At 50.0% G+C, this 26,624-nt stretch carries 47 protein-coding genes and 1 rRNA gene; 7 read left to right on the forward strand and 41 right to left on the reverse strand.

The window, feature by feature from the left end:
- Nucleotides 1-124: ribosomal RNA gene (locus tag BZK40_RS23470) — 16S ribosomal RNA — on the reverse strand; the annotation flags it as partial.
- 474 nt (nt 125-598) lie between these two features.
- Between BZK40_RS23470 and BZK40_RS23485 the strand changes: the two genes are divergently transcribed.
- Complete coding sequence (locus BZK40_RS23485) at nt 599-1,153, forward strand: gamma carbonic anhydrase family protein (RefSeq protein ID WP_003031171.1); 555 nt, start codon at nt 599-601, stop codon at nt 1,151-1,153.
- On the opposite strand, the gene BZK40_RS23490 is transcribed toward BZK40_RS23485, so the two are convergent.
- Genes BZK40_RS23490 through dprA form a run of 6 tightly spaced genes read right to left on the reverse strand, consistent with a single transcriptional unit; the run spans nt 1,129 to nt 4,921 of the window.
- Complete coding sequence (locus BZK40_RS23490) at nt 1,129-1,386, reverse strand: DUF1488 family protein (RefSeq protein WP_008786281.1); 258 nt, start codon at nt 1,384-1,386, stop codon at nt 1,129-1,131. The two genes, BZK40_RS23485 and BZK40_RS23490, sit on opposite strands and share 25 nt — an antisense overlap.
- A complete protein-coding gene (gene aroE / locus BZK40_RS23495; RefSeq protein WP_079935383.1) occupies nt 1,383-2,204 on the reverse strand; it encodes a shikimate dehydrogenase in 822 nt (273 codons plus the stop codon). Before aroE ends, BZK40_RS23490 begins: the two co-directional genes overlap by 4 nt.
- Nucleotide 2,205: 1 nt before the next feature.
- Entirely contained in the window at nt 2,206-2,778 is a 573-nt protein-coding gene (tsaC, locus tag BZK40_RS23500) for an L-threonylcarbamoyladenylate synthase type 1 TsaC (protein ID WP_032945165.1), read from the reverse strand.
- A 4-nt stretch (nt 2,779-2,782) separates the two neighbouring features.
- Nucleotides 2,783-3,325 carry a DNA topoisomerase family protein gene (locus tag BZK40_RS23505; RefSeq protein WP_008786284.1) on the reverse strand — a complete coding sequence of 181 codons (543 nt, stop codon included), beginning with the start codon at nt 3,323-3,325 and terminating at the stop codon, nt 2,783-2,785.
- A 26-nt stretch (nt 3,326-3,351) separates the two neighbouring features.
- On the reverse strand, nt 3,352-3,825 hold the full coding sequence (smg, locus tag BZK40_RS23510) for a DUF494 family protein Smg (protein WP_003031162.1): 474 nt from the start codon (nt 3,823-3,825) through the stop codon (nt 3,352-3,354).
- The gene (gene dprA, locus BZK40_RS23515) at nt 3,797-4,921 is read right to left on the reverse strand and encodes a DNA-protecting protein DprA (protein WP_048236921.1); all 1,125 of its coding nucleotides are present in this window, start codon (nt 4,919-4,921) and stop codon (nt 3,797-3,799) included. Before dprA ends, smg begins: the two co-directional genes overlap by 29 nt.
- Before the next feature lie 129 nt (nt 4,922-5,050).
- On the opposite strand from dprA, the gene def reads away from it, so the two are divergent.
- From def to mscL, 5 genes are all read left to right on the forward strand, one after another.
- Nucleotides 5,051-5,560, forward strand: coding sequence for a peptide deformylase (gene def, locus BZK40_RS23520; RefSeq protein ID WP_003828283.1), 510 nt, complete (start codon nt 5,051-5,053; stop codon nt 5,558-5,560).
- Nucleotides 5,561-5,574: 14 nt separating this feature from the next.
- Nucleotides 5,575-6,522: a methionyl-tRNA formyltransferase gene (gene fmt / locus BZK40_RS23525; protein WP_079935384.1), complete on the forward strand. Its 948-nt coding sequence runs from the start codon at nt 5,575-5,577 to the stop codon at nt 6,520-6,522.
- Nucleotides 6,523-6,573: 51 nt separating this feature from the next.
- The gene (rsmB, locus tag BZK40_RS23530) at nt 6,574-7,863 is read left to right on the forward strand and encodes a 16S rRNA (cytosine(967)-C(5))-methyltransferase RsmB (protein WP_032945172.1); all 1,290 of its coding nucleotides are present in this window, start codon (nt 6,574-6,576) and stop codon (nt 7,861-7,863) included.
- 21 nt (nt 7,864-7,884) lie between these two features.
- Nucleotides 7,885-9,261: a Trk system potassium transporter TrkA gene (gene trkA / locus BZK40_RS23535; protein ID WP_003031153.1), complete on the forward strand. Its 1,377-nt coding sequence runs from the start codon at nt 7,885-7,887 to the stop codon at nt 9,259-9,261.
- Between the two features lie 141 nt (nt 9,262-9,402).
- Nucleotides 9,403-9,816 carry a large-conductance mechanosensitive channel protein MscL gene (gene mscL / locus BZK40_RS23540; protein ID WP_003031152.1) on the forward strand — a complete coding sequence of 138 codons (414 nt, stop codon included), beginning with the start codon at nt 9,403-9,405 and terminating at the stop codon, nt 9,814-9,816.
- Here mscL and arfA read toward each other — a convergent pair.
- The 31 genes from arfA to rpsJ form a co-directional block, all read right to left on the reverse strand.
- Nucleotides 9,813-10,031, reverse strand: coding sequence for an alternative ribosome-rescue factor ArfA (gene arfA / locus BZK40_RS23545; protein ID WP_003828276.1), 219 nt, complete (start codon nt 10,029-10,031; stop codon nt 9,813-9,815). The two genes, mscL and arfA, sit on opposite strands and share 4 nt — an antisense overlap.
- A gap of 57 nt (nt 10,032-10,088) precedes the next feature.
- Nucleotides 10,089-10,514 carry a Zn(2+)-responsive transcriptional regulator gene (zntR, locus tag BZK40_RS23550; RefSeq protein ID WP_048236923.1) on the reverse strand — a complete coding sequence of 142 codons (426 nt, stop codon included), beginning with the start codon at nt 10,512-10,514 and terminating at the stop codon, nt 10,089-10,091.
- 10 nt (nt 10,515-10,524) lie between these two features.
- On the reverse strand, nt 10,525-10,893 hold the full coding sequence (locus tag BZK40_RS23555) for a DnaJ family domain-containing protein (RefSeq protein ID WP_079935385.1): 369 nt from the start codon (nt 10,891-10,893) through the stop codon (nt 10,525-10,527).
- 107 nt (nt 10,894-11,000) lie between these two features.
- Nucleotides 11,001-11,384, reverse strand: a complete 384-nt coding sequence (gene rplQ, locus BZK40_RS23560; RefSeq protein WP_001216370.1) for a 50S ribosomal protein L17 — start codon at nt 11,382-11,384, stop codon at nt 11,001-11,003.
- Between the two features lie 40 nt (nt 11,385-11,424).
- A complete protein-coding gene (locus BZK40_RS23565; protein WP_003031139.1) occupies nt 11,425-12,414 on the reverse strand; it encodes a DNA-directed RNA polymerase subunit alpha in 990 nt (329 codons plus the stop codon).
- A 25-nt stretch (nt 12,415-12,439) separates the two neighbouring features.
- The gene (rpsD, locus tag BZK40_RS23570; protein ID WP_003031138.1) at nt 12,440-13,060 is read right to left on the reverse strand and encodes a 30S ribosomal protein S4; all 621 of its coding nucleotides are present in this window, start codon (nt 13,058-13,060) and stop codon (nt 12,440-12,442) included.
- Between the two features lie 33 nt (nt 13,061-13,093).
- Complete coding sequence (gene rpsK / locus BZK40_RS23575) at nt 13,094-13,483, reverse strand: 30S ribosomal protein S11 (RefSeq protein WP_003031137.1); 390 nt, start codon at nt 13,481-13,483, stop codon at nt 13,094-13,096.
- Nucleotides 13,484-13,499: 16 nt separating this feature from the next.
- A complete protein-coding gene (gene rpsM, locus BZK40_RS23580) occupies nt 13,500-13,856 on the reverse strand; it encodes a 30S ribosomal protein S13 (protein WP_003031135.1) in 357 nt (118 codons plus the stop codon).
- Nucleotides 13,857-14,002: 146 nt separating this feature from the next.
- Entirely contained in the window at nt 14,003-14,119 is a 117-nt protein-coding gene (rpmJ, locus tag BZK40_RS23585; protein ID WP_000868187.1) for a 50S ribosomal protein L36, read from the reverse strand.
- A gap of 30 nt (nt 14,120-14,149) precedes the next feature.
- Nucleotides 14,150-15,481, reverse strand: coding sequence for a preprotein translocase subunit SecY (gene secY / locus BZK40_RS23590; RefSeq protein ID WP_001118864.1), 1,332 nt, complete (start codon nt 15,479-15,481; stop codon nt 14,150-14,152).
- Between the two features lie 7 nt (nt 15,482-15,488).
- Nucleotides 15,489-15,923: a 50S ribosomal protein L15 gene (gene rplO, locus BZK40_RS23595; protein ID WP_003031132.1), complete on the reverse strand. Its 435-nt coding sequence runs from the start codon at nt 15,921-15,923 to the stop codon at nt 15,489-15,491.
- Nucleotides 15,924-15,926: 3 nt separating this feature from the next.
- The gene (rpmD, locus tag BZK40_RS23600) at nt 15,927-16,106 is read right to left on the reverse strand and encodes a 50S ribosomal protein L30 (RefSeq protein WP_001140434.1); all 180 of its coding nucleotides are present in this window, start codon (nt 16,104-16,106) and stop codon (nt 15,927-15,929) included.
- Nucleotides 16,107-16,109: 3 nt separating this feature from the next.
- Nucleotides 16,110-16,613 carry a 30S ribosomal protein S5 gene (rpsE, locus tag BZK40_RS23605; protein WP_003031131.1) on the reverse strand — a complete coding sequence of 168 codons (504 nt, stop codon included), beginning with the start codon at nt 16,611-16,613 and terminating at the stop codon, nt 16,110-16,112.
- A gap of 14 nt (nt 16,614-16,627) precedes the next feature.
- Entirely contained in the window at nt 16,628-16,981 is a 354-nt protein-coding gene (gene rplR, locus BZK40_RS23610) for a 50S ribosomal protein L18 (RefSeq protein ID WP_000358960.1), read from the reverse strand.
- Nucleotides 16,982-16,990: 9 nt separating this feature from the next.
- Complete coding sequence (rplF, locus tag BZK40_RS23615) at nt 16,991-17,524, reverse strand: 50S ribosomal protein L6 (RefSeq protein ID WP_003031129.1); 534 nt, start codon at nt 17,522-17,524, stop codon at nt 16,991-16,993.
- A gap of 12 nt (nt 17,525-17,536) precedes the next feature.
- Nucleotides 17,537-17,929 (reverse strand): 30S ribosomal protein S8, encoded by a 393-nt coding sequence (rpsH, locus tag BZK40_RS23620; RefSeq protein ID WP_003031127.1) that lies wholly within the window; start codon nt 17,927-17,929, stop codon nt 17,537-17,539.
- Between the two features lie 30 nt (nt 17,930-17,959).
- A complete protein-coding gene (gene rpsN / locus BZK40_RS23625) occupies nt 17,960-18,265 on the reverse strand; it encodes a 30S ribosomal protein S14 (RefSeq protein WP_003031125.1) in 306 nt (101 codons plus the stop codon).
- Between the two features lie 14 nt (nt 18,266-18,279).
- A complete protein-coding gene (gene rplE, locus BZK40_RS23630) occupies nt 18,280-18,819 on the reverse strand; it encodes a 50S ribosomal protein L5 (RefSeq protein WP_003031123.1) in 540 nt (179 codons plus the stop codon).
- Between the two features lie 14 nt (nt 18,820-18,833).
- A complete protein-coding gene (gene rplX / locus BZK40_RS23635; RefSeq protein WP_003031122.1) occupies nt 18,834-19,148 on the reverse strand; it encodes a 50S ribosomal protein L24 in 315 nt (104 codons plus the stop codon).
- A 10-nt stretch (nt 19,149-19,158) separates the two neighbouring features.
- On the reverse strand, nt 19,159-19,530 hold the full coding sequence (gene rplN, locus BZK40_RS23640; RefSeq protein ID WP_000613954.1) for a 50S ribosomal protein L14: 372 nt from the start codon (nt 19,528-19,530) through the stop codon (nt 19,159-19,161).
- A gap of 163 nt (nt 19,531-19,693) precedes the next feature.
- On the reverse strand, nt 19,694-19,948 hold the full coding sequence (rpsQ, locus tag BZK40_RS23645; protein WP_003031120.1) for a 30S ribosomal protein S17: 255 nt from the start codon (nt 19,946-19,948) through the stop codon (nt 19,694-19,696).
- Nucleotides 19,948-20,139, reverse strand: coding sequence for a 50S ribosomal protein L29 (gene rpmC / locus BZK40_RS23650; protein WP_000644742.1), 192 nt, complete (start codon nt 20,137-20,139; stop codon nt 19,948-19,950). Before rpmC ends, rpsQ begins: the two co-directional genes overlap by 1 nt.
- Nucleotides 20,139-20,549: a 50S ribosomal protein L16 gene (gene rplP, locus BZK40_RS23655; RefSeq protein ID WP_000941208.1), complete on the reverse strand. Its 411-nt coding sequence runs from the start codon at nt 20,547-20,549 to the stop codon at nt 20,139-20,141. Before rplP ends, rpmC begins: the two co-directional genes overlap by 1 nt.
- Before the next feature lie 12 nt (nt 20,550-20,561).
- Complete coding sequence (gene rpsC / locus BZK40_RS23660) at nt 20,562-21,263, reverse strand: 30S ribosomal protein S3 (RefSeq protein ID WP_000529945.1); 702 nt, start codon at nt 21,261-21,263, stop codon at nt 20,562-20,564.
- Nucleotides 21,264-21,280: 17 nt separating this feature from the next.
- Nucleotides 21,281-21,613, reverse strand: a complete 333-nt coding sequence (gene rplV, locus BZK40_RS23665; RefSeq protein ID WP_000448832.1) for a 50S ribosomal protein L22 — start codon at nt 21,611-21,613, stop codon at nt 21,281-21,283.
- 14 nt (nt 21,614-21,627) lie between these two features.
- Nucleotides 21,628-21,906 carry a 30S ribosomal protein S19 gene (rpsS, locus tag BZK40_RS23670; protein WP_001138115.1) on the reverse strand — a complete coding sequence of 93 codons (279 nt, stop codon included), beginning with the start codon at nt 21,904-21,906 and terminating at the stop codon, nt 21,628-21,630.
- A 16-nt stretch (nt 21,907-21,922) separates the two neighbouring features.
- Nucleotides 21,923-22,744, reverse strand: a complete 822-nt coding sequence (rplB, locus tag BZK40_RS23675; RefSeq protein ID WP_000301869.1) for a 50S ribosomal protein L2 — start codon at nt 22,742-22,744, stop codon at nt 21,923-21,925.
- 17 nt (nt 22,745-22,761) lie between these two features.
- Nucleotides 22,762-23,064 (reverse strand): 50S ribosomal protein L23, encoded by a 303-nt coding sequence (rplW, locus tag BZK40_RS23680; RefSeq protein ID WP_000617546.1) that lies wholly within the window; start codon nt 23,062-23,064, stop codon nt 22,762-22,764.
- Nucleotides 23,061-23,666, reverse strand: coding sequence for a 50S ribosomal protein L4 (gene rplD, locus BZK40_RS23685; RefSeq protein ID WP_003031119.1), 606 nt, complete (start codon nt 23,664-23,666; stop codon nt 23,061-23,063). The genes rplW and rplD overlap by 4 nt, the downstream gene beginning before the upstream one ends.
- A gap of 10 nt (nt 23,667-23,676) precedes the next feature.
- A complete protein-coding gene (gene rplC, locus BZK40_RS23690) occupies nt 23,677-24,306 on the reverse strand; it encodes a 50S ribosomal protein L3 (RefSeq protein WP_003031117.1) in 630 nt (209 codons plus the stop codon).
- 32 nt (nt 24,307-24,338) lie between these two features.
- On the reverse strand, nt 24,339-24,650 hold the full coding sequence (gene rpsJ / locus BZK40_RS23695; protein WP_001181005.1) for a 30S ribosomal protein S10: 312 nt from the start codon (nt 24,648-24,650) through the stop codon (nt 24,339-24,341).
- Between the two features lie 379 nt (nt 24,651-25,029).
- On the opposite strand from rpsJ, the gene BZK40_RS23700 reads away from it, so the two are divergent.
- Nucleotides 25,030-25,497 (forward strand): prepilin peptidase, encoded by a 468-nt coding sequence (locus BZK40_RS23700; RefSeq protein WP_079935386.1) that lies wholly within the window; start codon nt 25,030-25,032, stop codon nt 25,495-25,497.
- Here the strand turns inward: BZK40_RS23700 and bfr are convergent.
- The 3 genes from bfr to BZK40_RS23720 form a co-directional block, all read right to left on the reverse strand.
- Complete coding sequence (bfr, locus tag BZK40_RS23705; protein ID WP_003827773.1) at nt 25,494-25,970, reverse strand: bacterioferritin; 477 nt, start codon at nt 25,968-25,970, stop codon at nt 25,494-25,496. The two genes, BZK40_RS23700 and bfr, sit on opposite strands and share 4 nt — an antisense overlap.
- A gap of 71 nt (nt 25,971-26,041) precedes the next feature.
- Nucleotides 26,042-26,236, reverse strand: a complete 195-nt coding sequence (gene bfd / locus BZK40_RS23710) for a bacterioferritin-associated ferredoxin (RefSeq protein WP_003031111.1) — start codon at nt 26,234-26,236, stop codon at nt 26,042-26,044.
- A 185-nt stretch (nt 26,237-26,421) separates the two neighbouring features.
- Nucleotides 26,422-26,624: EF-Tu C-terminal domain-related protein (locus BZK40_RS23720; RefSeq protein ID WP_458773792.1), on the reverse strand; the 203-nt coding region annotated here is incomplete at its 5' end.

Genomic DNA, 26,624 nt, shown 5'->3' on the forward strand with positions numbered 1-26,624 from the left:
GACATTACTCACCCGTCCGCCACTCGTCACCCAAGGAGCAAGCTCCTCTGTGCTACCGTTCGACTTGCATGTGTTAGGCCTGCCGCCAGCGTTCAATCTGAGCCATGATCAAACTCTTCAATTTAAAAGTTTGATGCTCAATGAATTAAACTTCGTAATGAATTACGTGTTCACTCGTTGAGACTTGGTATTCATTTTTCGTCTTGCGACGTTAAGAATCCGTATCTTCGAGTACCCACACAGATTGTCTGATAAATTGTTAAAGAGCAGTTGCGACGCGCTTTAGCGCTCTGTCGCGAGGTGGCGTATATTACGCTTTCCTCTTTCAGAGTCAACCCTCATTTTCAGGTTTTTCTCTTCAACCGAACCGGCTGTTTGCGTGAAGTGATTCACATCCGCCGTGTCGATGGAGGCGCATTATAGGGATCCCATTTTTTAGCACAAGTATTTTTTGGATCTTTTTTTCTGAATGCTTGTTTTTCACTCCTTTCGCTACATTCCTGCGCAATTTGGCTGATTTTTGATAGCTAAACCACTTGCACAGTCTCAATAATCCAACCAAAGTCTTCATTACTGCTCTATTTTCGTTGAGGTAAACATGTCTGATGTACTGCGTCCTTATAAGGATCTTTTCCCACAGATCGGAAATCGCGTGATGATCGACACCAGCAGTGTCGTCATTGGTGATGCTCGTTTGGCTGATGATGTCGGAATTTGGCCACTGGTTGCCATTCGTGGCGACGTTAACTATGTACAAATTGGTGCCCGTACAAACATTCAGGACGGCAGCGTTCTCCATGTCACACATAAATCCACGTCTAATCCGCAGGGTAATCCATTGATCGTGGGTGAGGATGTAACGGTCGGTCATAAGGTCATGCTACACGGCTGTATCATTGGCAACCGCGTATTAGTCGGCATGGGTTCGATTCTGCTGGATGGCGTGGTAGTAGAAGACGACGTTATGATTGGGGCTGGGAGCCTGGTTCCCCAAAACAAACGCCTGGAAAGCGGGTATCTGTACCTGGGAAGCCCGGTTAAACAAATCCGTCCATTAAGCGATGAAGAGAAGGCAGGCTTACAATATTCAGCTAACAACTATGTTAAGTGGAAAGATGAATATTTAAGTCAGAGTAACCACACCCAACCTTGAGCATCTTCCTGCTGGGCCTGGATCAATCCTTCAGCTTCTTCTTCCAGATCCCAGCGATGCTGTTGAAAGATTTCTAACCACTGTTCAGGCGTGTCGCCGCCAAAGCGGGACGCCAGCATCTCTCCAGATATGGCACATGTTAACTGCATACCATGAACCATCGCCGGAAACACAACGGCGTTGACATCCGTGCGCCATTCTTCTCGATCGGGAAACTGGATCGCCTGATTCATTCCGACAATTCCTGCTGCATGCTTTTAATGACGGGTTCAATCTGCGGCAAAACCCCATGCCAGAGTAAAACGGCGTGCGCTGCTTGCCCCACCAGCATACCCAGGCCATCAGCATATTGTTTCGCCCCATGTTCGGCACACCAGGAGAGGAACGGTGTATCTCCTTTCTGATAAAACATGTCATAACAATAGACAGATGAGTGAATAAGAGATGTCGGAATAGCCGGTATCTCACCGCTAATTCCGCTGGATGTCGCGTTAATAATCAGATCAAAACTGTAATTATCAAGCTCGTCCATTCCTACCGCCTGTACGCTGCCGGTATGGGAGAAGATTTGTGCCAACTCTTCAGCGCGCGAAGCGGTACGGTTAACAATAGTCACCGCACAATCCATAGAAAGAAGAGGTAATAAAACTCCACGGGATGCACCACCCGCACCAATCAGCAGAACTCGCGATCCGGGACGAATGAAAGATAAACGCTCAAGATCGCTCAACAAGCCGATACCATCCGTGTTGTCTCCCAGTAAACGCCCATCCTCCAGCCGTTTAAGGGTGTTGACCGCTCCAGCAAGCGATGCCCGCTCCGTTAGTTCATCGGCACGTGCAAATGCCTCTTCTTTAAAAGGCACGGTGACATTTGCCCCCTTCCCGCCCTCAGCAAAAAAAGCGTTCAGGGTATTCACAAAATCATTGATGGGTGCCAATACACGCCCGTAGGAGTGATCAATCTTCAGCTGCTCTGCAAATTGCTGATGAATAAAGGGCGATTTACTGTGCGCTATCGGATTACCAAAAACAGCATAGGCTTCTTTCATATTACCCCTGTCGAAACTGTTCACCTGTCAGAGCATCACGGATCTCCGAAGGATTCAAACGCCCCCCGGTCTCCCCTTCAACCACGGGAAAGTCTGTACCGAACTGTGCGCGAACTTCCTCTACCGTTCTGCAAGGCGGTAAGCCACTCAAATTAGCACTGGTAGAAACTAACGGTTTGCCATAAGCCTGGCACAACGCAACCACCAGCGGGTGATCGGTGACGCGAACAGCCAGAGAATCAAAGCGCCCGGTCAACCAGCGTGGCGTTGTCGCAAGCGCTGGGAAAACGAAGGTAACAGGACCAGGCCAACGGGCGAAAACAGCGTCACGTTGAGCATCGGTGAGCATGCTATCGTCGATATACGGTTTAAGTTGTTCAAAGTTTGACGCGATTAAAATTAACCCTTTATCGACCGGACGTTGTTTTAGCGCCAACAAACGGCTCACCGCCGTTTCGCTATCGGGGTCGCAGCCGACACCAAATACAGCTTCAGTTGGATAGGCGATGACTTTTTCTTGTTTCAGAACCGCTATCGCCGCAGCGATAGCGTCTGTGGGCAGGCTATTATTCACTTTTTTATTCCGCCGAAATCGGCTTTCCACATTGTTTACTGGCACAGAAATGCTTCACACCCTGCGCGGTTTTCTTTTCGATGAGAAGCGGATAATGACACTCAGGACATTCTCCGGCTAACGGTTTGAAGTTAATGACAAACTGGCACTCCGGATAGCGATCGCAGGAGTAAAAGGTTTTGCCATAACGGGAACGCCGCTGGACAAGATGACCAGTCTGGCATTGAGGACAGACTATTGCTGTTTCATCAGGCTTGTCGATGAGCTCGGTGTGATCGCACGCAGGATAGTCACTGCATCCAATAAACATACCGAATCGTCCCTGTCTCAGCACCAGCTCAGCGCCACATGCAGGACAAAGCTTACCCTCCAGAACTTTGACAACATGTCCGTCCGCGGAAGATTTCAGCGGACGGATGTAATCGCATTCTGGATAGTGTGAACAACCGAGAAACGGACCGTGTTTCCCGGAACGAATAACCAGTTCAGCCCCGCATTGTGGGCAGGGCTCGTTTTTACGCACCGTGAACAGTGCTGATTTAGCCATAACAACTCATACTGAATGAAGATTGATTAATGCAGCATACCTTCATTCACTTCAAAGAGTAATTCTTCCATTTGCTGATAGGCATTTTCACAACCTGGAATGTTGAATAGCACCATCAGAATCACCCACTTCAGGTCTTCCAGATCGAACTCTGCCGTATCTAGCGCGAGTACGCGCTCAATAACCATTTCTCGCGTTTCGAGGTTTAGCACCTGAATCTGCTCCAGGAATAGCAGGAATCCTCTACAGCTTGCATCCAGTCGGTCGCACTCTTCCGCAGTATAAATACGTATAGAAAGAGGGTCCGATGCCAGCTGCATAGGTTCAGCAAGACCATCCTGATAGTCAGCAAGCTTCTCCAGCCAAAGTAACGCGTTGTAAATGTCTTCACGATCAAAACCAGCGTCGGTAAGATCCCGTTCCAGTTTGTCCTGATCCACACGCAGCTCAGCTTCGTTATGGATATATGTCTCAAACAAATACATTAGTACGTCGAACATGGCATGCCCTCCTCAATCGGACATAGCCGCCGGGTACAGCTGCGATCCACCCTGCTAACTCCAGTTCGAGCAGTTGAGCCACTACCTCTGGCACAGGTTGGCCGGCACGTTCAGCGACGACGTCAACAGGTGTTACCTCATCTCCTACGTTAGCCAGGAGCTCCGGAAATGGCAATGCCACCTCTTCGTGATCTGGCGAATAAATTGATTTTTCAGGTTCATCTGGCAACCATTGCAGCCCATATTGCAAATTTTCAAGAATTTCCTCTGGTGTCGTCACAAGCATGGCTCCCTGCTGAATAAGCCAATGCGGGCCTTCACTTCCCGGGCTCCCAATCGGCCCTGGTAAAGCAAACACCTCCCGCCCTTGTTCAATTGCACAGCGAGCAGTAACCAGTGAACCACTACGCTGTGCAGCTTCGACAACCAGTACACCTTTACTTAGACCACTAATAATGCGATTTCGTCGGGGAAAATTGCGCGGCAAAGGGAGCATATCTAATGGGAACTCAGACACCAGTGCGCCCCCTGCCTCAATCAGTCGCTCCGCAAGACGGATATGCTGTCGTGGGTGAATGGTCTCAAGTCCATTTCCCAGCACCGCAATACTTGTGCCTTGTCGGTTTATCGCAGCATTGTGCGCCACGCCATCAATCCCCCGGGCCAGACCGCTGGTGATCGTCACCCCACATGCAGCAAGCTTTTCACAAAACAACCGTCCCCAGCGTTCGCCATACCATGAGTGTTGTCGACTACCGACAACGGCAACTTGAAATGAGTGGAGGCATGCGGTAGCTCCTGCAACAAAAAGCACCCCAGGATAATCCTCAATCGCACGGAGCTGTGGCGGATAATGCTCGCTGTCGGCAACCACAAAATGGTGGTTAGGCTGTTCAAGCCAGCGCAGCGTTTTTTCCAGCGTCAGATCTGAAAAGGTTAAAAAGCGTCTTGCCTGGCGTGGAGAGAATCCTGCCTGCAAGAGTACCGCGTTGTTAATGCACGGTTGAGTATTGAGCCAGTGAGCAACGCGCACTATCTCATCACCATACAGTTCATTCACTTGCGCTAAACGTAGCCAAATTTCGATTTGGGTCATCCCTGTTCCCCTGCCACAAGCAGTCCTGGCAATCTTTGCGATTGGTCACTGATGCTGTCAATCAGAGGGGGTTTTGTCTAGAATAGAGGTAATAATCTTTTCAACTCCTGAACTCAACTCTGGATAACTATGTCAGTTTTGCAAGTGTTACATATTCCGGACGAGCGCCTTCGCAAAGTCGCAAAACCGGTTGAAGAAGTGAATGCAGAAATTCAGCGTATCGTTGATGATATGTTCGAAACGATGTACGCCGAAGAAGGTATCGGTCTGGCAGCAACACAGGTCGATATTCATCAGCGCATCATTGTTATTGATGTCTCTGAAAATCGCGATGAGCAGTTGGTACTCATTAACCCAGAACTGCTGGAAAAAGACGGCGAAACCGGCATTGAAGAAGGCTGTCTGTCTATTCCTGAACAGCGTGCGTTAGTACCGCGTGCAGAGAAAGTAAAAATTCGTGCGCTCGATCGCGACGGCAAATCTTTTGAACTGGAAGCCGATGGCCTGCTCGCTATCTGCATTCAACATGAAATGGATCACCTGGTCGGTAAACTATTTATCGATTATCTGTCTCCGTTGAAGCAACAACGCATTCGTCAGAAAGTTGAAAAACTCGACCGCCTGAACGCCCGAGCTTAAGGACAAGGATCAACGTGTCAGACTCACTACGTATTATTTTTGCGGGTACACCTGACTTTGCTGCGCGTCATCTCGACGCGCTGCTGTCTTCTGGACATAACGTCGTTGGCGTGTTTACCCAACCGGACCGCCCGGCGGGACGCGGTAAAAAGCTGATGCCCAGCCCGGTAAAAGTGCTGGCAGAAGAAAAAGGGATACCGGTTTTTCAACCCGTCTCTCTTCGCCCTCAGGAAAACCAGCAGTTGGTTGCTGATTTACACGCAGACGTGATGGTGGTGGTGGCATATGGCCTGATTCTGCCAAAAGCCGTACTGGAAATGCCGCGCCTGGGTTGTATCAACGTTCACGGTTCCCTGCTTCCGCGCTGGCGGGGTGCAGCACCGATCCAGCGCTCACTGTGGGCAGGCGACGCCGAAACCGGTGTTACCATCATGCAGATGGATGTTGGCCTCGACACCGGTGATATGCTGCTGAAGCTGTCCTGCCCAATTACGGCAGAAGATACCAGCGGTTCGTTATATGACAAGCTGGCAGACCTGGGGCCTCAGGGGCTGATTGAAACGCTAAAACAGCTGGCTGCCGGCACAATAAAACCGGTGGTACAAGACGAATCACTGGTTACGCATGCAGAAAAACTCAGCAAAGAAGAGGCCCGTATCGACTGGTCGCTTTCGGCTGTTCAATTGGAACGCTGCATCCGCGCCTTTAACCCGTGGCCAATGAGCTGGCTTGAAATCGATGGTCAGCCAGTGAAAGTCTGGCAAGCTTCGGTTATTGCTGTAAACACCCAGGCCGAGCCAGGCACCATTCTAGAGGCGACAAAGCAGGGTATCCAGGTCGCAACAGGCGACGCCATTCTGAATCTTATCTCTTTGCAGCCTGCCGGTAAAAAAGCCATGAGCGCGCAGGATCTGCTTAATTCGCGCCGGGAGTGGTTCGTGCCCGGAAACCGTCTGGCCTGACGGTTCATCTCTTTAAGCCCGGTGTCTCCGGGCATTTTTATTTTTGCGCTTATGAAAAAACATCTTAATTTACGCAGTATGGCGGCCCAGGCCGTCGAACAGGTTGTCGAGAAAGGACAATCACTAAGTAACGTGCTGCCCGCCATGCAGCAAAAAGTTGCCGATAAAGACAAAGCACTGTTACAGGAACTTTGCTTCGGCGTATTGCGTACACTCTCTCAACTGGAGTGGATGATCCAGCAACTGATGGAACGTCCAATGACGGGCAAACAGCGCACCGTTCACTACCTGATCATGGTGGGCTTCTATCAACTGTTGCATACTCGTATTCCAGCACACGCTGCGCTGGCTGAGACCGTAGAAGGCGCGGTCGTTATTAAGCGTCCACAGCTGAAAGGGCTGATCAACGGCGTACTGCGCCAGTTTCAACGCCGTCAGGATGAACTGCTGGCCGAGTTTGCGCAAAGCGATTTGCGCTTCTTACACCCCTCCTGGCTGGTGAAACGTATTAAAAGTGCGTATCCGCAGCAGTGGGAAGCCATTCTTGAAGCCAATAACCAGCGACCTCCGATGTGGCTACGAGTCAATCGTAATCACCATACTCGCGACGCCTGGCTAGACCTGCTTACCGAAGCGGGATTAACCGGTTTCCCGCATCCAGACTACCCGGATGCAGTGCGTCTGGAAACACCGGCTCCAGTTCACGCCCTCCCTGGTTTTGACGAAGGTTGGGTCACCGTTCAGGATGCCTCCGCTCAAGGATGCGTAAATTATCTGTTGCCGGAGGACGGTGAACAGATCCTCGACCTGTGCTGTGCGCCGGGCGGTAAAACCACTCACATTCTGGAAGTTGCTCCGCTAGCTAACGTCATGGCTGTCGATGTGGATGAAAAACGCTTATCGCGCGTTTACGACAATCTGAAACGTCTGGGCATGAAGGCAACCGTAAAACAGGGGGATGGCCGCTATCCACAGCAGTGGTGCGGTGAACAACAGTTTGACCGTATTTTGCTGGACGCTCCATGTTCTGCTACCGGGGTGATCCGTCGCCATCCGGATATCAAATGGCTGCGCCGCGACCGGGATATTGCCGAACTTGCCCAATTACAGGCTGAGATCCTGAATGCTACCTGGTCACATCTTAAATCTGGCGGCACGCTGGTGTATGCAACGTGTTCTATCCTGCCAGAAGAGAACCAGCAGCAAATTGCCGCCTTCCTGGCACGCACACCGGATGCGGTATTAAGCGAAACCGGTACGCCGGAAAAACCCGGACGTCAGAATTTACCGGGTGCGGAAGATGGCGATGGCTTCTTTTACGCTAAGCTAATCAAAAAGTGATGAGATAACGGGTCGCGACTGATGAAAATTATCATTCTGGGCGCAGGGCAAGTTGGCGGTACGCTGGCTGAAAACCTGGTCGGAGAGAACAACGATATCACGGTAGTCGATACCAATGGCGAACGCCTGCGCAGCCTGCAGGACAAGTTTGATCTCCGTGTCGTGCAAGGGCATGGTTCGCATCCCCGCGTATTGCGTGAAGCCGGTGCCGACGATGCCGATATGCTGGTTGCCGTAACCAGCTCAGATGAAACAAATATGGTTGCCTGCCAGGTAGCTTATTCACTGTTTAATACGCCTAATCGCATCGCCCGTATTCGTTCACCAGATTACGTTCGCGATGCCGACAAGCTGTTCCAATCCGATGCGGTGCCAATCGATCATCTGATTGCACCTGAGCAACTGGTTATCGATAGCATTTATCGCCTGATTGAATATCCGGGCGCATTGCAGGTGGTGAATTTTGCCGAAGGTAAAGTCAGTCTGGCAGTAGTAAAAGCCTATTACGGCGGGCCGCTTATCGGTAATGCGCTGTCAACAATGCGTGAGCATATGCCGCACATCGACACCCGCGTTGCGGCCATTTTCCGTCATGACCGACCGATCCGTCCGCAAGGTTCTACGATCGTTGAAGCGGGTGATGAAGTCTTCTTTATTGCGGCATCACAGCATATACGCGCCGTAATGAGTGAACTGCAGCGTCTGGAAAAGCCGTACAAACGCATTATGTTAGTGGGTGGCGGTAATATCGGTGCGGGTCTGGCACGTCGTCTGGAAAAAGATTACAGCGTCAAACTGATCGAACGTAATCAACAACGCGCATCCGAACTTGCAGAGAAACTACAAAATACGATCGTCTTTTTTGGTGATGCTTCGGATCAAGAGTTACTGGCCGAAGAACATATCGATCAGGTCGATCTGTTCATCGCAGTGACCAACGATGATGAAGCAAATATCATGTCGGCGATGCTTGCCAAACGGATGGGTGCCAAGAAAGTAATGGTGTTGATCCAGCGCAGAGCATACGTCGATCTGGTGCAAGGCAGCGTGATCGATATTGCGATTTCACCGCAGCAGGCGACCATCTCCGCGCTGCTGAGCCACGTGCGTAAAGCTGATATTGTTGGCGTTTCTTCACTTCGCCGTGGCGTCGCGGAAGCCATTGAAGCCGTCGCACACGGGGATGAAACGACGTCGAGAGTTGTAGGGCGTTCAATTGATGAAATTAAACTTCCGCCCGGAACCATTATTGGCGCCGTTGTACGTGGTAACGATGTCATGATTGCCAACGATAACCTGCGCATTGAGCAGGGCGATCACGTAATTATGTTCCTGACAGATAAAAAGTTTATTACCGACGTCGAGCGACTATTCCAGCCAAGTCCTTTCTTCCTGTAATAATTTGGGCGCTAATACAGCGCCCTTTTTATTTCCCTTTATTTTTCATGGTCTAATAAATTTTCCTTTCGGCAATACATAAATGGAAATTGCCTAAACATTTGTTAAACTTATAAACGTCAGCTGCATAGGGAGAATAAAATGAGCATTATTAAAGAGTTTCGCGAATTCGCGATGCGCGGGAATGTTGTCGATTTGGCAGTGGGTGTCATTATTGGTGCGGCATTCGGTAAGATTGTTTCATCACTGGTTGCCGATATCATTATGCCGCCGCTGGGGCTGTTAATTGGTGGAATTGATTTTAAACAGTTTGCTTTAACGCTACGTGATGCACAGGGAGACATCCCTGCCGTGGTCATGCATTACGGTGTATTTATTCAGAATGTATTCGATTTCATTATTGTTGCGTTTGCTATCTTTATGGCAATCAAACTGATCAACAAACTGAACCGTAAAAAAGCGGAAGAGCCGGCAGCACCGCCAGCTCCATCGAAAGAAGAAGTATTGCTAAGTGAAATTCGTGACCTGCTGAAAGAACAGAATAATCGCTCTTAAGCACTCACTGAAACTAGAAGGCCAGTGGTAAAAAAGTTAATTACTTTCTTGCCACTGGCCTCCCAGTTACCCCGATTGCCATGTTTGCCTTTTCGCAGATAACTTCCTTTCCCTTTCTTATTTTTCTCAACGCGCTGTCTGAACAGTGGGTCATGCAGAAGCGCCTCAATGGCGTTGTCCTTTATCTGCCCTTTGGTGTGCTGATAACGACTCATAATATCTCCAGTTTGTAGTAATTTACGCCGCGAGTGTAGACCTGGCAGTTCAAGAAATCAACATCCTGTCGTTGTTCCACTAGCGCCTTGCTCAAGAGCTTCAAGAATAGAGCAGTACACGCTGCTGTGTGCCTTGCCGCAGCATGCATCATTCAATCGCTGCAGTGACCGCTGCATCGTCTGAAGTTCAGCAATGCGGGCTTCGACTTCTTGCAGTCTTTCCTGGACGATCCCTTTTGATTCCTGACAAGTATGGTGTTCGGGATCAACCCGGATCGAAAGCAATTCACGGATCGACTCCAGAGTGAAACCAAGCTGCCGGGCATAACGAATAAACTTCAAGCGCTGAAGATCGCTTTCTGTATAGAGGCGAAATCCGCCTTCAGTACGCACTTCATGCTCCATCATCTGCTGCTTTTCATAGTAGCGGATAGTATCCGGCGTCACGTCAGCCAGTTTCGCTATTTCACCAATTCGGTACATGCTCTCTCCGCTATTCATCGTTGATCTTTTTTAGCAGCTTATCTGCGTAGTCACCGCGCAAAAACTCTGTGCTGAGTCCAGCCTGCCGAAGTTTAAGTTCCAGTAGCGACAGTCTTCGGCTCACCTCAGGATAACTGGGATCATCTTTGCGGATCCCCGCGAGTATTTCAAGCAGCTGTATTGCCTCTCTGCGTTGCTCGAGCTCAGGAGGAAGGCAACCTGCATTTTTTAATAAACGGTATCCGGCTCGGAGTTCAGGCGGGACATGGGAGTCATCGTCAAGAGTCAGCGGTTCGCCCGTTCCCGGTAAATCATCAAACTCGCCTTTAGACTGTGCATCAATAATATGGCGCTTTGCCCACTGGTCAAGTAACCACATACAACACTCCAGGGGATGAACAAAAAGAGTACAAATATTGTAGATAAGTGGGGATATGACGGATATAAAAAAACCCGCCGAGGCGGGTTTTTTTACGTTACTACAGATTACTCTGCAGCAGCTTCTGTTTTCTCTGAACGATCAACCAGCTCGATGTATGCCATCGGCGCGTTGTCGCCTGCACGGAAACCACACTTCAGAATGCGAGTGTAACCACCGGCGCGGCTCGCAAAACGCGGGCCCAGTTCGTTAAACAGTTTTGCCACGATCTCGTTATCACGAGTACGGGCGAATGCCAGACGACGATTAGCTACGCTATCAGTCTTGGCAAGAGTAATCAGCGGCTCAACTACGCGACGCAGCTCTTTCGCTTTCGGCAGAGTCGTCTTGATGATTTCATGACGAACCAGTGAACCTGCCATATTGCGGAACATAGCCTGGCGATGGCTGCTGTTGCGGTTCAGTTGACGACCACTCTTACGATGGCGCATGACCTTATCCTTCTCAGTAAAACCTTAACCTGTGATCCGGTTACTCGTCAGCGATGCTTGCCGGTGGCCAGTTTTCCAGGCGCATGCCCAGAGACAGTCCACGGGAAGCCAGCACGTCTTTAATCTCGGTAAGAGATTTTTTACCAAGGTTAGGCGTCTTAAGAAGCTCAACCTCAGTACGCTGTACCAGATCACCGATATAGTGGATAGCTTCTGCTTTGAGGCAGTTAGCAGAGCGGACAGTCAATTCCAGATCGTCAACAGGGCGCAGCAGGATCGGATCGAATTCTGGTTTCTCTTCTTTAACTTCCGGCTGACGTACATCACGTAAATCAACGAAAGCTTCCAGTTGTTCAGCCAGAATGGTTGCCGCACGACGAATCGCCTCTTCAGGATCGATTGTGCCGTTGGTTTCCATTTCGATGACCAGCTTGTCCAGGTCGGTACGCTGTTCTACACGCGCTGCTTCAACATTGTAGGCAATACGCTCTACAGGGCTGTAGCATGCGTCGACCAGCAGACGGCCGATTGGGCGCTCATCTTCTTCCGAATGAATTCGGGTAGAAGCCGGCACATAACCACGACCGCGCTGAACTTTGATACGCATGCTAATAGATGCATTCTCATCGGTCAGGTGGCAGATCACGTGCTGTGGCTTGACGATTTCGACATCACCATCATGGGTAATGTCGGCTGCAGTCACAGGGCCAATGCCAGATTTATTCAAGGTAAGAATAACGTCATCTTTACCCTGAACTCTCACCGCCAGCCCTTTCAGGTTGAGCAGGATTTCCAGGATATCTTCCTGAACGCCTTCTTTGGTGCTGTACTCATGTAGTACACCATCAATCTCAACCTCGGTCACCGCGCAACCCGGCATCGATGAGAGCAGAATACGGCGCAGTGCGTTACCCAAAGTATGGCCAAAGCCACGCTCTAAAGGCTCAAGGGTCACCTTGGCGTGCGTCGAACTCACTTGCTCGATATCTACCAGGCGCGGTTTTAGAAACTCTGTCACAGAACCCTGCATTGTGTCCTCTCTTTGGTACTAAGCTTTACTTGGAGTAAAGCTCGACGATCAGGTGTTCGTTAATGTCCGCAGACAGATCAGAACGTTCCGGCTTACGCTTGAACGTACCTTCCATCTTGCCAGCATCAACTTCCAGCCAGGTTGGCTTTTCACGCTGCTCAGCCAGCTCCAGAGCGGCTTTCACGCGAGACTGCTTCTTCGCTTTCTCACGAATGCTAACAACGTCATTCGGACTAACCTGATAAGAAGCGATGTTAACAACACGACCGTTTACCATAATTGCTTTATGGCTGACCAGCTGACGTGCTTCTGCACGAGTGGCACCGAAGCCCATACGGTATACAACGTTGTCCAGACGACCTTCCAGCAGACCCAACAGGTTTTCACCGGTGTTGCCTTTCAGACGTGCTGCTTCTTTGTAGTAGTTACGGAACTGACGCTCCAGCACACCGTAGATACGGCGAACTTTTTGCTTTTCACGCAACTGCACACCATAGTCAGACAGACGCGGTTTACGCGCACCGTGCTGGCCAGGAGCTTGTTCAATTTTACACTTGGTATCGATCGCGCGAACGCCAGACTTAAGGAATAAGTCAGTGCCCTCACGACGGCTCAGCTTGAGCTTAGGACCCAAATATCTTGCCATTTTCTTTCTCCAACAATCCTAGAAACGACAGCGTTATACGCGACGTTTTTTCGGCGGACGACAACCGTTATGAGGGATCGGAGTCACATCAGTAATATTAGTGATGCGGAAACCAGCGGCGTTCAGAGCACGAACAGTAGATTCGCGACCTGGACCCGGTCCTTTGACCATAACTTCCAGATTCTTGATACCGTATTCTTTTACGGCTTCAGCGCAACGCTCTGCTGCAACCTGAGCTGCAAACGGAGTGGATTTGCGAGAACCACGGAAACCGGAACCACCGGCTGTTGCCCAACCCAGTGCGTTACCCTGACGATCAGTAATGGTAACGATGGTGTTGTTAAAAGAAGCATGGATATGAGCCACGCCGTCAGAGACTTGTTTTCTTACACGTTTACGTGCACGAATTGGTGCCTTTGCCATTATTCAATCACCCCGATTATTTCTTGATCGGTTTGCGCGGACCCTTACGGGTACGTGCGTTGGTCTTGGTACGCTGACCGCGAACCGGGAGACCACGACGATGACGCAAACCGCGATAGCAACCAAGGTCCATAAGGCGCTTGATGCTCATGCTAACTTCACGGCGCAGATCACCTTCAACGACAAATTTGGCAACTTCGTCACGCAGCGTGTCGATTTGTTCTTCAGACAGCTCACTGATCTTAACATCTTCAGCGATACCCGCGGCAGCCAGAATGGCTTTAGAACGGGTCTTGCCGACGCCGTAGATCGAAGTTAATGCGATCACAGCATGTTTCTGATCAGGAATGTTAATGCCTGCTATACGGGCCACTATGCACTCCTACTATTTAATATGTACGCACCATGCTGAAAAGCCCGTTTTCAGGATACTCAAATGGAAACGCACAGACATACAAAAGATTGGCTGGCTAATCTAGCCAGCTCAACCCAACTTTGCAAGAAAAATATGCGAATAAATCAGCCTTGGCGCTGTTTATGCTTCGGCTCGGCACTGCAAATCACACGGATGACACCATCACGCTTAACGATTTTGCAGTTACGGCATAATTTCTTGACGGAAGCACGAACTTTCATTTTTACTCTCCGTAACTTCTCGGGCGACTGTTAACGGCCGTAGCCTTTCAGATTCGCCTTCTTCAATGCAGACTCGTACTGACTTGACATCATCAGAGTTTGCACTTGAGCCATAAAGTCCATAATCACGACAACAACGATAAGCAGTGAGGTCCCACCGAAGTAGAACGGTACTTTCATTGCATCACGCATGAACTCCGGGATCAGGCAGATAAAGGTAATGTAGAGCGCACCAACCAAAGTCAGGCGGGTCATTACTTTATCGATATACTTCGCCGTTTGCTCTCCCGGACGAATTCCTGGTACAAATGCACCGGACTTCTTCAGGTTATCTGCTGTTTCACGCGGGTTGAAAACCAACGCCGTGTAGAAGAAACAGAAGAATATGATTGCAGACGCATAGAGTAACACATAAAGCGGTTGCCCAGGCTGCAAATACAGCGAAATTGTTGTCAGCCAGTTCCAACCAGTCCCGCCCCCGAACCATGACGCGATGGTCGCCGGGAACAGAATAATACTGGAAGCGAAGATTGCCGGGATTACCCCCGCCATATTCACTTTCAGCGGTAAATGTGTGCTCTGTGCAGCATAGACACGACGACCTTGCTGACGTTTCGCGTAGTTTACCACAATACGGCGTTGACCACGCTCAACAAATACAACAAAGAACGTCACTGCGAATACTAATACTGCAACCAACAGCAACACGAGGAAGTGCAGGTCGCCTTGACGCGCTTGCTCGATAGTATGGGCAATGGCTGGCGGGAGTCCCGCGACAATACCGGCGAAGATAATGATTGAGATACCGTTGCCGATACCACGTTCAGTAATCTGTTCGCCCAACCACATCAGGAACATCGTCCCTGTAACCAGACTTACAACAGCGGTGAAATAGAATGCAAAGCCTGGGTTCATCACCAGGCCCTGCATACCAGGCATATTCGGCAGACCGGTAGCAATACCGATCGACTGGAATATTGCCAGCACCAGAGTACCGTAGCGGGTGTACTGGCTGATCTTACGACGACCAGACTCCCCTTCTTTCTTAATTTCTGCCAGCGTTGGATGAACCACCGTCAGCAGCTGGATAATGATCGACGCCGAAATATACGGCATGATCCCCAGAGCAAAGATAGAAGCACGGCTGAGAGCACCACCAGAGAACATGTTAAACATTTCAATGATGGTGCCTCGCTGTTGCTCAAGCAGTTTGGCAAGTACAGCGGCATCAATACCAGGGATCGGAATGAAAGAGCCAATACGGAACACAATCAGCGCGCCGATTACAAACAGCAGTCTGCGTTTCAGCTCGCCTAAGCCACCTTTGGCACTTTGAAAATCTAATCCCGGTTGTTTAGCCATCTGCTACTTATTCCTCGATTTTACCGCCAGCAGCTTCGATAGCAGCACGAGCGCCTTTAGTAACACGCAGGCCACGAACAGTTACCGGAGTAGTGACTTCACCAGCCAGGATCACTTTCGCGAACTCGATCTGGATACCGATAATGTTAGCTGCTTTCAGCGTGTTCAGGTCTACAACACCGCCTTCAACTTTAGCCAGGTCAGACAGACGAACTTCGGCTGTAATCGCTGCTTTACGTGAAGTGAAGCCGAATTTCGGCAGACGACGGTACAGAGGCATCTGACCACCCTCGAAACCGCGACGTACGCCACCGCCAGAACGAGACTTCTGACCTTTGTGACCACGACCACCGGTTTTACCGAGGCCAGAACCGATACCACGACCCAGGCGGCGAGCCGCTTTTTTAGAGCCTTCGGCCGGAGACAGAGTATTTAAACGCATCTCTTACTCCTCAACTTTAACCATGAAGGAAACCGCGTTGACCATACCACGAACAGCAGGAGTATCCTCGCGCTCTACGGTGTGACCAATACGACGCAGACCCAGGCCAAGCAGCGTTGCCTTGTGTTTCGGCAGACGACCGATTGCACTGCGGGTTTGAGTAATTTTAATAGTCTTTGCCATGGTTTATTTCCCCAGAATTTCTTCAACGGATTTACCACGCTTGGCAGCGACCATTTCCGGAGATTTCATATTTTCCAGGCCATCGATAGTTGCACGAACCACGTTAATCGGGTTAGTGGAACCATACGCTTTAGCCAGAACGTTACGAACTCCAGCGACTTCCAGAACGGCGCGCATTGCACCACCGGCGATGATACCGGTACCTTCGGAAGCCGGCTGCATGAATACACGAGAACCCGTGTGAGTACCCTTAACCGGGTGCTGCAGGGTGCCGTGGTTCAGCGCGACGTTAATCATATTGCGACGGGCTTTTTCCATCGCTTTCTGGATCGCTGCTGGAACTTCACGCGCTTTACCGTAACCAAAACCAACGCGACCGTTACCATCACCAACTACAGTCAGAGCTGTGAAGGAGAAAATACGACCACCTTTAACGGTTTTAGATACGCGGTTAACCGCGATCAGCTTTTCCTGCAGTTCGCCAGCTTGTTTTTCGATGTGAGCCATCTTACACCTCTACCTTAGAACTGAAGGCCAGCTTCACGGGCAGCATCTGCCAGTGCCTGGACACGACCATGATATTGGAACCCGGAACGGTCAAAAGAAACATCTTTGATGCCTTTTTCCAGAGCGCGTTCAGCAACAGCTTTACCTACAGCTGCAGCAGCGTCTTTGTTACCGGTGTACTTCAATTGTTCAGCGATAGCTTTTTCTACAGTAGAAGCAGCTACCAGAACTTCAGAACCGTTCGGTGCAATTACCTGTGCGTAAATATGACGCGGGGTACGATGTACCACCAGGCGAGTTGCACCCAGCTCCTGGAGCTTGCGGCGTGCGCGGGTCGCACGACGGATACGAGCAGATTTCTTATCCATAGTGTTACCTTACTTCTTCTTAGCCTCTTTGGTACGCACGACTTCGTCGGCGTAACGAACACCCTTGCCTTTATAAGGCTCAGGACGACGGTAGGCGCGCAGATCTGCTGCAACCTGACCGATCAGCTGTTTATCAGCGCCTTTCAGCACGATTTCAGTCTGAGACGGACATTCTGCAGTGATTCCCGCAGGCAGCTGATGGTCAACTGGGTGAGAGAAACCTAAAGCCAGGTTTACTACATTCCCTTTAACCGCTGCACGATAACCTACACCAACCAGCTGAAGCTTCTTAGTGAAGCCTTCGGTAACACCGACAACCATTGCATTCAGCAGGGCACGCGCGGTACCAGCCTGAGCCCATCCATCTGCGTAACCATCACGCGGACCGAAGGTCAGTGCATTATCTGCATGATTTACTGCAACAGCATCGTTGAGAGTACGAGTCAGCTCGCCGTTTTTACCTTTGATCGTAATAACCTGACCGTTGATTTTTACATCAACGCCGGCAGGAATAACGACCGGTGCTTTAGCAACACGAGACATTTTTTCCTCCGATTAGGCTACGTAGCAGATAATTTCGCCACCAAGACCAGCCTGGCGCGCTGCACGATCAGTCATAACACCTTTAGAGGTAGAAACAACTGCGATACCCATGCCAGCCATAACTTTCGGCAGCTCGTCTTTACGCTTATAAATGCGCAGACCTGGGCGACTGACACGCTGAATGCTTTCTACAACAGCTTTACCCTGGAAATACTTGAGAGTAAGTTCCAGTTCCGGCTTGGTGTCGCCTTCAACTTTAAAATCTTCAATAAAACCTTCTTCCTTCAGCACGTTGGCAATTGCCACTTTCAGCTTGGAGGAAGGCATGGTGACCGCAGCTTTATTCGCGGCCTGACCGTTACGGATACGGGTCAGCATATCCGCGATCGGATCTTGCATGCTCATCTGTCTTTACTCCCGTGATTCAATTGGTAATTACCAGCTAGCCTTTTTCAAGCCTGGTACTTCACCGCGCATGGCGGCTTCACGCAGTTTGATACGGCTCAACCCGAACTTGCCCACATAGCCATGCGGACGACCTGTTTGACGGCAGCGGTTACGCTGACGGGACGGGCTGGAATCACGCGGCAGAGACTGCAGCTTGAGAACTGCGTTCCAACGATCTTCGTCGGTCGCGTTCACATCAGAGATAATAGCTTTCAGTTCAGCGCGTTTTGCGAAGTACTTATCAGCTAAAGCTACGCGCTTTACTTCGCGTGCTTTCATTGATTGCTTAGCCATTCAGTAACCCTACCTTACTTGCGGAACGGGAAGTCAAAGGCAGCCAGCAGAGCACGGCCTTCTTCATCAGATTTCGCAGTAGTGGTAATGGTAATATCCAAACCACGCACGCGGTCGACTTTATCGTAGTCGATTTCTGGGAAGATGATCTGCTCACGGACACCCATGCTGTAGTTACCACGACCGTCGAAAGACTTAGCGGACAAGCCACGGAAGTCACGGATACGTGGAACAGCAATAGTGATCAGGCGCTCAAAGAACTCCCACATGCGTTCGCCACGCAGAGTTACTTTACAGCCGATCGGATAGCCCTGACGGATTTTGAAGCCTGCAACTGATTTGCGTGCTTTGGTGATCAGCGGTTTTTGACCGGAGATTGCTGTCAGGTCAGCTGCTGCGTTATCCAGCAGTTTCTTGTCAGCGATCGCTTCACCAACACCCATGTTCAGGGTGATCTTCTCGACCCGAGGGACTTGCATGACAGAATTGTAGTTAAACTCAGTCATGAGTTTAGCGACTACTTCGTCTTTGTAGTAATCATGCAGTTTCGCCATCGTACTACTCCAAATTACTTGATAGTTTCGCTGTTAGATTTGAAGAAACGGACTTTTTTGCCGTCTTCGAATCTAAAGCCTACACGGTCAGCCTTGCCGGTTGCCGCGTTGAAGATAGCAAGGTTAGAGATCTGAATAGCTGCTTCTTTCTCTACGATGCCGCCTGGTTGGTTCAGGGCCGGAACCGGCTTCTGATGTTTCTTAACCAGGTTGATACCTTCAACAATGACCTTGCCGGAAGACAGGACATTCTTAACTTTACCGCGTTTACCTTTATCTTTACCGGTTAACACGATAACTTCGTCATCACGACGGATCTTCGCTGCCATGATTCGCTCCTTAGAGTACTTCTGGTGCCAGAGAGATAATTTTCATGAACTTCTCGTTACGAAGTTCACGAGTTACCGGCCCAAAAATACGCGTACCGATAGGTTGCTCGCTGTTATTGTTTAAAATAACGCATGCATTACCATCGAAGCGAATGACAGAACCGTCCGGGCGACGAACACCCTTCTTGGTGCGCACCACTACCGCCTTCAGCACATCACCTTTTTTGACCTTACCACGCGGAATTGCTTCCTTGATGGTGATCTTGATGATATCGCCGACGCCTGCGTAGCGACGGTGCGAGCCACCCAGAACCTTGATACACATTACGCGACGTGCACCGGAGTTGTCGGCGACGTTCAGCATAGTCTGTTCTTGGATCATTTTAGTGCTCCGCTAATGTCAACTACTACTGAGACCCGAAAATCAGGTCGTTAAAAAAGCCCCATATCGGGGGCGCGGCATTATAACACCGCTTCAACGATATGGGTAGAAAAAATAAACGGCTCATCGCTGAGCCGTTTATTCGTTGAGAATGCCTACTGTATTACAGAACGGCTTTCTCTACAACGCGAACCAGCGTCCAGGACTTAGTCTTGGACAGCGGACGGCATTCGCGGATTTCAACCACGTCACCAGTACCGCATTCGTTGTTCTCGTCATGTACGTGCAGTTTGGTCGTACGCTTAATGAATTTACCGTAGATCGGGTGTTTCACAAAACGTTCGATAGCAACAACGATGGATTTCTCCATTTTATCGCTAACAACGCGACCTTGCAGAGTACGGATTTTATCGGTCATTACGCACCCGCCTTCTCAGTCAGTAAAGTCTTAACGCGTGCGACGTCACGACGCACTTGCTTCAACAGGTGAGACTGTTGCAGCTGGCCACTTGCAGCCTGCATACGCAGGTTGAACTGCTCACGCAGCAGATTCAGCAGCTCGGTGTTCAGCTCTTCAACACTCTTCTCACGCAGCTCTTTTGCTTTCATTACATCACCGTCTTAGTTACAAAGGTGGTTTTAATCGGCAGTTTCGCTGCTGCCAGCTTGAATGCTTCACGGGCCAGCTCTTCCGGTACGCCGTCCATTTCATACAGGACTTTACCCGGCTGAATCAAGGCAACCCAATACTCCACGTTACCTTTACCTTTACCCATACGCACTGCCAGCGGCTTTTCAGTGATCGGTTTGTCCGGGAATACACGGATCCAGATCTTACCTTGACGCTTAACTGCACGGGTCATAGCACGACGTGCTGCTTCGATCTGACGGGCAGTCAGACGACCACGGCCAACAGCTTTCAGACCGAAGCTGCCGAAGCTAACATCCGCGCCAGCAGCCAGACCGCGGTTACGGCCTTTGTGCATTTTACGGAATTTTGTACGCTTTGGTTGTAACATCAGCGACGCTCCTTATTTACGGCCTTTACGCTGCTGCTTTTTAGGTTGCGCAGCCGGTTTTTCCGGTTGTTCAACAGCAGCCATACCACCCAGGATCTCGCCTTTGAAGATCCACACTTTAACGCCGATTACACCGTAAGTGGTGTGCGCTTCAGAGGTGTTGTAGTCGATGTCAGCACGCAGAGTGTGCAGAGGTACGCGACCTTCGCGGTACCATTCGGTACGTGCGATTTCCGCGCCGCCCAGACGGCCGCTAACTTCAACTTTGATACCTTTAGCGCCCAGACGCATTGCGTTCTGTACAGCACGCTTCATAGCACGACGGAACATAACACGACGTTCCAGCTGAGAAGTGATGCTGTCAGCAACCAATTTTGCGTCCAGTTCAGGCTTACGCACTTCGGCGATATTGATCTGAGCAGGAACGCCAGCAATATCCGCTACGACTTTGCGCAGTTTTTCTACGTCTTCGCCTTTCTTACCGATAACGATACCCGGGCGAGCGGTGTGAATGGTCACACGGATGCTCTTAGCCGGACGCTCGATAACGATACGAGATACAGACGCTTTCGCCAGTTCCTTAGTCAGGTACTGACGTACTTTAAAATCGCTGTCCAGGTTGTCAGCGAATTCTTTGGTGTTCGCAAACCAGGTTGAGTTCCATGGTTTTACAATACCCAGGCGAATACCATTAGGATGTACTTTCTGACCCATTGCTAGTCTCCAGAGTCTCAGCGATCGGACACAACCACAGTAATGTGGCTGGTGCGCTTCAGGATGCGATCTGCACGACCTTTTGCACGCGGCATAATGCGCTTCATGCTCGGGCCTTCGTCTACGAAAATTTTCGTAACTTTCAGATCGTCAATGTCAGCGCCATCGTTGTGTTCAGCGTTAGCAATGGCAGATTCCAGGACTTTCTTAACCAGTACAGCCGCTTTCTTATTGGTGTAGGTCAGAATATCCAGAGCCTGCGACACTTTCTTACCGCGAATCAGGTCTGCAACAAGGCGAACCTTCTGAGCAGAAGAACGAGCATGGCGATGTTGAGCTAAAGTTTCCATCTCTTCCTCCTACCTTATTTCTTCTTCGCTTTTTTATCAGCAGCGTGGCCGCGATAAGTACGAGTCGGTGCGAATTCACCCAGTTTGTGACCGACCATTTCGTCGGAAACAAATACCGGAACGTGCTGACGACCATTATGGACAGCGATGGTCAAACCGATCATGTTAGGAAAGATCGTTGAACGACGGGACCAAGTGCGCAGGGGCTTCTTGTCTCCGCTTTCCACCGCTTTCTCTACCTTCTTCAGCAAGTGCAGGTCAATAAAAGGACCTTTCTTGAGAGAACGTGGCATGGCTTATCCTCTAAAATTATTTGCTACGGCGACGTACGATGAATTTATCAGTACGCTTGTTGCTGCGGGTCTTCTTACCTTTGGTCTGAACGCCCCACGGAGTTACCGGGTGCTTACCAAAGTTACGACCTTCACCACCACCATGTGGGTGGTCGACTGGGTTCATCGCAGTACCGCGAACGGTAGGACGAACACCACGCCAGCGTGCAGCACCTGCTTTACCCAGAACGCGCAGCATATGCTCAGCATTGCCAACTTCGCCCAGAGTTGCACGGCAGTCTGCTTCGACTTTACGCATTTCACCAGAACGCAGACGCAGGGTGACATAAGCACCATCACGAGCAACGATCTGAACGTAAGTACCAGCGGAACGTGCCAGCTGACCGCCTTTACCTGGTTTCATTTCTACGTTATGAACGGTAGAACCAACCGGGATATTGCGCATCGGCAGGGTGTTACCTGCTTTGATTGCAGCATCAACGCCAGACTGAATCTGGTCGCCAGCTTTCAGGCCTTTAGGGGCCAGGATGTAACGGCGTTCACCGTCTTTGTACAGAACCAGCGCGATGTTCGCGGAGCGGTTCGGATCGTACTCAAGACGTTCAACAACTGCCGGGATACCGTCTTTGTTGCGTTTGAAGTCAACAATACGATAAGCCTGCTTGTGACCACCACCGATGTGACGAGTGGTGATGCGGCCATTGTTGTTACGACCACCGGATTTGCTGTTTTTTTCAACCAGCGGAGCAAAAGGTTTGCCCTTGTGCAGCTCTGGGTTGACCACTTTAACAACGTGGCGACGACCCGGAGATGTCGGTTTACATTTAACAACTGCCATTGTATTACTCCTCCGACTTACTCAGCGCCGCCGACGAAGTCCAGATTCTGGCCTTCCTTCAGGGTGACGTAAGCTTTTTTCCAGTCGCTACGACGACCGATACGCTGTCCGTGACGTTTAACTTTCCCTTTAACTACCAGGGTGTTAACGACTTCGACTTCGACTTCAAACAGTTTCTGCACAGCAGCTTTGATTTCTGCTTTGGTCGCGTCTTTAGCAACTTTGAGAACGATGGTGTTAGTTTTTTCCATCGCAGTAGACGCTTTTTCAGAAACGTGCGGTGCGCGCAGCACTTTCAGCAGACGTTCTTCACGAATCATGCCAGCATCTCCTCAACTTGCTTAACAGCATCAGCAGTCATTACGACTTTGTCGAAGGCGATCAGGCTAACCGGGTCGATACCAGTTGCATCGCGTACGTCAACCTTGTGCAGGTTGCGCGCAGCCAGGAACAGGTTTTCGTCCAGCTCACCGGTGATGATCAGCACATCTTCCAGAGCCATGTCTTTCAGTTTCTGTGCCAGCAGCTTAGTTTTAGGCGCTTCTACAGAGAATGATTCGACAACGATCAGACGATCCTGACGTACCAGTTCGGACAGAATGCTTTTCAGCGCGCCGCGGTACATCTTTTTGTTAACTTTTTGACTGTGGTCCTGTGGACGAGCAGCGAAGGTCACGCCACCTGAACGCCAGATCGGGCTCTTGATAGAACCTGAACGCGCACGGCCGGTACCTTTCTGGCGCCACGGCTTTTTGCCTGAACCAGTTACTTCAGCACGAGTCTTCTGAGCACGAGTACCCTGACGAGCACCAGCTGCATAAGCAACAACAACCTGGTGAACCAGCGCTTCGTTGAAATCACGACCGAAGGTAGTTTCGGAAACAGTCAGCGCGCTCTGCGCGTCTTTCAATACTAATTCCATTGCTATCCCCTTACGCCTTCACAGCTGGTTTAACGATCAGGTCGCAACCGGTCGCACCCGGAACACCACCTTTAACCAGCAGCAGGTTGCGCTCAGCGTCAACACGTACTACGTCCAGGCTCTGAACGGTTACACGTTCGTTGCCCAGCTGACCTGCCATTTTCTTGCCTTTGAACACTTTGCCCGGAGTCTGGTTCTGACCGATAGAACCCGGAACGCGGTGAGACAAGGAGTTACCGTGAGTAGCGTCCTGGGTACGGAAGTTCCAGCGCTTAACGGTACCAGCGAAACCTTTACCTTTAGAGGTACCGGTTACGTCAACTTTTTTAACGTCAGCAAACAGTTCAACGCTAATGTTCTGACCAACGGTGTATTCTTCACCATCTGCCAGACGGAATTCCCACAGGCCGCGGCCAGCTTCTACGCCAGCTTTAGCAAAGTGGCCAGCTTCCGGCTTAGTTACGCGGTTAGCTTTTTTAGCACCGGTGGTAACCTGAACAGCGCGATAGCCATCGTTAGCCAGATCTTTAACCTGAGTAACGCGGTTTGCTTCAACTTCGATAACGGTTACTGGGATAGATACGCCATCTTCAGTGAAGATGCGGGTCATACCCACTTTTTTACCGACTAAACCAATCATTGTATCAACCTCTCAATCGCTCGATGACCTGATTAACCCAGGCTGATCTGCACGTCTACACCGGCAGCCAGGTCCAGACGCATCAGAGCATCAACGGTTTTTTCAGTTGGCTCAACGATGTCAACCAGACGCTTGTGAGTACGGATCTCGTACTGATCACGCGCGTCTTTGTTGACGTGCGGGGAGATCAGAACGGTGAAACGCTCTTTGCGGGTCGGCAGCGGGATCGGACCACGAACCTGCGCACCAGTGCGCTTGGCAGTCTCGACGATTTCCGCGGTTGATTGATCGATCAGACGATGATCAAACGCTTTCAAACGGATACGGATTCTTTGGTTCTGCATGAGACCAGAGCTCCAATTATTTTATAGACGAAATAGTTACTCCTCAAACCCATTACGATTGATGGGAGAGTGTAACCGTTCTTACAGAGTTCCCCGATTGGGAACATTGTCTGGTATTGCTTTCGCAGTACCGGTGGCTCATATCGAACCGCTGTCAATATTAGACAAGCCCGCGCATTATACGTAAATCTCAGCCTTAAGCAAGTACCGCGTAGAAATTAATCACTCGTTCACAAATGCGGCGCTCCTTCCACTCTGATTGTATGTCCTGTGGTGCAACGCGTTTTCCGTGGAAGAGAGCATCCATAACCCATATCCCAGGCTTGTAGGGCCACCGGGTTTACCTGAAGGTAAACTCTTTACCAGATAAGGCTTGCCCATGTACATCGACCTCCCCTTTCTGTTGATTTATGTTTCGCTATCAGGGCTGCTCTTAATCCATGACCTACGTACCGGGTTGCTGCCCGACAAATTTACCTGCCCTCTTTTGTGGGGCGGTCTTATTTATCATCAATGCTGCAGACCTGCACAGTTATCCGACGCGCTTTGGGGGGTCGTAGCGGGCTATGGGGTATTTGCTTTGTTCTACTGGGGGTATCGTTTGATATGCCGACAGGAAGGATTAGGCTTTGGTGATGTCAAATTTCTTGCCGCGTTAGGCGCATGGCATCGCTGGGAATCATTACCACTGTTGGTTTTACTTGCCGCGGGTATGGCATGTTGCCTCACCGGGATTTCCTGCGTCCGTTACGGGAAACAGGTACTAAAAAACCCGCTGCCATTTGGGCCATATCTGGCGGCTGCGGGTTTTGTTATTGGCCTGGTAAGTATGATACAGGGCGGTTAGTCACTGACTTTAATTTGCGATTGCAGATAATTTTGTAAGCCAAGTTTTGCAATCAGGTCCAGCTCGGTTTCGAGCCAGTCAATATGCCCTTCTTCTTCAGTCAGGATCTCAATCATCATATCCCGGCTGACATAATCATGGACGCTATCGGCATAGGCAATGGCTTCACGTAAGTCTTTAGCACCATCGAGTTCGAGTCGAAGATCGGATTGCAGCATCTCTTCAACGTCTTCGCCAATACCCAACTTGCCAAGATCCTGCAAGTTCGGGATCCCTTCTAAGAATAAAATACGCTCGATATATTTATCAGCGTGTTTCATCTCATCGATAGATTCATGGTACTCAACATCATTGAGGCGAGTCAGTCCCCAGTTTTTAAACATACGAGCATGGAGAAAATACTGGTTGATCGCGACAAGCTCATTTCCCAATAGTTTATTGAGATAATTTATGATTTTAACATCACCTTTCATTTTATAGTCCCTCCGCTTCCACTCTTAGAGCGTAGATGGGGCTACAGGGATGTCAAAAAAAAGAGTGTGACTTAGGCGATCTCTTTAAATTCTGGCATTTGTGTTAATTCATCCTGCATGACCTCGCGGGCAGCACGAATGCATTTACCGCATTGATTTCCAACAGGAATAAATTTACGTAATTGCTGAAAGGACTGAGGATGAAACTGGCGAACAGCCTGACGTATTTTTTTATCACTTATCGCATTACACAAACAAACGTACATGATCGCTCCCGTTCAATTTCTGCGCAAAGTGTAAATGAGAATAGTTATGATTACAATAGCACAACGCGATTTACGCGGCGGGAGAATGAATAAAAAATGCGAATAAATATGACAACGACTAAATTGCAGGTAGCAAAAAGGGCGCCGAAGCGCCCTTTTTAAGCTCAAAGCTAATTAATCAATAATTAGCTCATTACTTTAGCAACAACGCCCGCACCAACAGTACGGCCGCCTTCACGGATTGCGAAACGCAGACCGTCGTCCATCGCGATTGGGTGGATCAGGGTAACAACCATTTTGATGTTGTCGCCCGGCATTACCATCTCTACGCCTTCCGGCAGTTCGATGGTACCAGTCACGTCAGTAGTACGGAAGTAGAACTGCGGAC

Source organism: Citrobacter portucalensis (genome assembly GCF_002042885.1).
GTDB lineage: Bacteria > Pseudomonadota > Gammaproteobacteria > Enterobacterales > Enterobacteriaceae > Citrobacter > Citrobacter portucalensis.